The organism is Ureibacillus aquaedulcis (genome assembly GCF_030418165.1).
Classification (GTDB): Bacteria; Bacillota; Bacilli; order Bacillales_A; family Planococcaceae; genus Ureibacillus; species Ureibacillus aquaedulcis.
In genome coordinates, this window is the sequence record NZ_JAUHTQ010000030.1 from 1 (window position 1) to 3,174 (window position 3,174).

The following is a 3,174-nucleotide window of genomic DNA, read 5'->3' on the forward strand; positions in this document are numbered from 1 at the left end:
CACAAACCACTGAGTATTCAGTGGTTTTTTTATTTTAGAAAAAGCTACCAACTACGGTAGAAACCGAAGGTTGGTCGGCGCGGATAAGAAGCAGAAGTAGATACGAAAGAACAAACTCGAGAAGTGGGAGGACCAAGGATAACAAGGAATCAAGGAGCACGAAGCACAATGTACTTTGTACATGAGCATTGGCTTGACGCAGATGACTCTAGTTACGACGTGTCATCGCGCTTCGCAGCTTGGCGTCGATGGAAGATGGGGGCCCCCTGTGAGAGTAGGACGTCGCTAGGCAAACGGAAACCACTAAATATGCGGTAATTTATAATTTGACTCCAACTCTTGATTCTTTTTATGCATATTTCGTGTGTATTCTTTTAGCTACTTCAAGAGGTCTAATATCAATAGAAAGAAGTTTACCTATCTCTATCCACATAGGCTGATAAATCCCTCGATTTCTCGTTATATCAGTAAACTCTTCTCCTTGACCGTTACCGATTTCCCCTTCTACTAGCTCAGCCAGGAAATAATATTGTGTGCCGTTATATTGAAGTATATGAAAACAATCCTTCACATTAATCATAACGCCCAATTCTTCAAATGCCTCTCTTTTGCTTGTTTCCTCAGGAGTTTCACCATCTTCTATTCCTCCGCCCGGAAAAACATAATAAATCATTCCATCTCTAATCCTCTTAATCAAGGCAACTTCCTTACCCCTGATTAAGATACAAGAGCCTCTATCGCGCATTATAAAACACCTCACAGTAAAATATGTAATTTTATTATCCGAATAAAATTTTGATTATTCAAATAAATAATTCTAAAATTAGAAAGTATAGCGTGAAATATATTAAATAGGGGGGAGTGATGTTAAAAAGAAAGTATGGTAATCGGGGAGATTGGAAACGTGTCTTGAAGAGGACCTACCAACAAACTTTTCATCAGGACAAGGACTTTAGTGGATACATTACCTTATTGAGTATAGAAAAAGTTTCAGAGCCTTTAATTGTAAAGGGTGGTGCAAAGGAAGTATGCATAGTGAATGATGGCTATTCATGGCTACAACACTTCCCGATTGGTAAGAAGCATTCACTTACTACTATGTTTGATGATAAAGGGGAAATTGTCCAATGGTATATAGACGTTTGTTACGAAGTAGGCATAGAGAATAATACTCCTTGGATTGATGATTTGTATTTAGATATTGTTGTATTTCCTTCAGGCGAAATAATGCTATTGGATGCAGAGGAACTGGATGAAGCCTTAGCTGAGGGAGTAATTAGTAAGTCCATGCATGATTTAGCCTGGGAAGAAGCAAGGCAGGTATTGAATCTAATACAGCAAGGGAAGTTTAATTTGATTCATCTAGCAAAAATGCATAAAGAAATTGTGAATCAAGTAAATGATATAGGTTAACGAAAACTTGGAGTTGAAGAATGAATGGGGAAATTATTTTATCGATCACTTCAAAGTGAACTCGACGAACTGATATGGTTTATGACAAAGAATGCGTGGGATTATCATGCAGAAACTAACACTTCTGAGGAACAAATTGTTCAATTGTATAACAAGGGCTGGTACCAGGAAGATCGTGAAACGATTTGGATTGAACTAGCAAATAGGAAAATAGGTTTGATTATAATTCATGATATAAGTGACACAATCCCACTTTTAGATATTAGATTAGATAGTGCATACAGAGGATTCGGTTATGGTAGAGAAGCTGTTAAGTGGATTGTAGATTACATATTCAATCTAGAAGATAAAAAAATTAGAGTTGAAGCTTATACTCGCAGCGATAATTATGCGATGAGAAAAACTTTAAGCAATTGTGGTTTTGTGAAAGAGGGATACCTAAGAAGTTCTTGGGAAAATCATGATGGCAGTATACATGATTCCATTTGTTATAGTATGATTCGAACGGATTGGGAAAATGGAGTTCTGACACCGATACGTTTAAATGATCTCCCTTACTAGCGTTCAAGAGGAGTTGTTTGTTTTTAAAACATCTCCTCAATGAAATGTTACTCTTCTACTTTTAATGCTTCGTATTGAAAACCTTCAAGACAATAATTTTGTCTTTGATACATTTCTCTTGGTGTGTCTTCACCATCTGCCACTAAAATAATTGTTTTGTCATGAAAATGTTTCATTATGAAATGCTGAATGGCACTTCCTATCCCCTTGCGTTGATAGGACTCCAATACAAATAAGTTATCGATTTCAGTGGTATCTTCCTTATCAAAAAGAATAACAGATCCGACCGGTTTTGCTTGATCGTATGCGAGTATATAATGAACATTATCTTTGGTGTACTGGTTTCGCAGAAAAGTTTGTTTTTCCTTTGCGAAGTTTTCGCCGAACTGTAAGTCTTCATTAAACTGCAAATGTAAAAAATCCTCTAATTTTTCCCTAGTTACAAATTGAATTGCTGCCTCGGCATTTCCGCTAGCGGAAAAGTCATTAGGTTGTATAGAATAGAGTTCAAGAAAACCAATACTATAATTGTTTGATGATAAATAGGCTTGTATTTCGTCAGTCAATTTTTCGTTAGGTGGAAAAATGAACTTCAGATGCTTTTGGCTAGTTTGTAAATTGAAGTCTCTTAAACTGCCTTCAGCTTCTTTAAGTAAATCAACTGTAGGCATACACTTCCAAGTTATTAGGTTACTATCATAACGGCTTAAAAAATCTGGTTCATGAATCTGCTTATATTCTTCAGTCTCTGGTATAACCTTTCCACCTCTGTGGATATGAGTGAATGTTATTTGCATCATATTATTCTCCTTTAGGTAGAGTTGCACTTCTTAATTTTCTATTATATATGAAAAAATTGAGGTTGATTTGGATATGAAGATATTATTTATAATATTAAGAGAGAAATGATAAAAAGTACTTGCTTCATGAAATGTATAGTGATATAGTAATAAACGTCGCTGAGACGATATCGAATAATTAATATAAATCATATAAATTTATTGATTTTGATAGAGTTGAATGCTATAATTTAAAGTGTTATTAATTACTTCAAATCGTTTGCAATTAAGTTGAAAAAACGATTGACGTTGAATAGCTTATGTGATATATTATAAAGGTTGCTTTTGAAAAGTTGCTTAAATTATTATTGACATAACATTGTGAAAATGTTATAATGATTAAGTCGCTATAAAAGTGATT

4 protein-coding genes are annotated in these 3,174 nt (G+C 34.8%); 2 read left to right on the plus strand and 2 right to left on the minus strand.

Annotated elements, in window-relative coordinates; all coding sequences use genetic code 11:
* Positions 1–349 precede the first annotated feature (349 nt).
* Positions 350–748 carry an NUDIX hydrolase gene (locus QYB95_RS18960; RefSeq protein ID WP_301139937.1) on the minus strand — a complete coding sequence of 133 codons (399 nt, stop codon included), beginning with the start codon at positions 746–748 and terminating at the stop codon, positions 350–352.
* A gap of 116 nt (positions 749–864) precedes the next feature.
* Between QYB95_RS18960 and QYB95_RS18965 the strand changes: the two genes are divergently transcribed.
* Positions 865–1,413, plus strand: coding sequence for a ribonuclease FAU-1 family protein (locus QYB95_RS18965; RefSeq protein WP_301139934.1), 549 nt, complete (start codon positions 865–867; stop codon positions 1,411–1,413).
* A 24-nt stretch (positions 1,414–1,437) separates the two neighbouring features.
* A complete protein-coding gene (locus tag QYB95_RS18970; protein WP_301139935.1) occupies positions 1,438–1,974 on the plus strand; it encodes a GNAT family N-acetyltransferase in 537 nt (178 codons plus the stop codon).
* A gap of 47 nt (positions 1,975–2,021) precedes the next feature.
* Here QYB95_RS18970 and QYB95_RS18975 read toward each other — a convergent pair whose 3' ends face one another.
* Positions 2,022–2,774, minus strand: coding sequence for a GNAT family N-acetyltransferase (locus QYB95_RS18975; RefSeq protein WP_301139936.1), 753 nt, complete (start codon positions 2,772–2,774; stop codon positions 2,022–2,024).
* Positions 2,775–3,174: the final 400 nt, after the last annotated feature.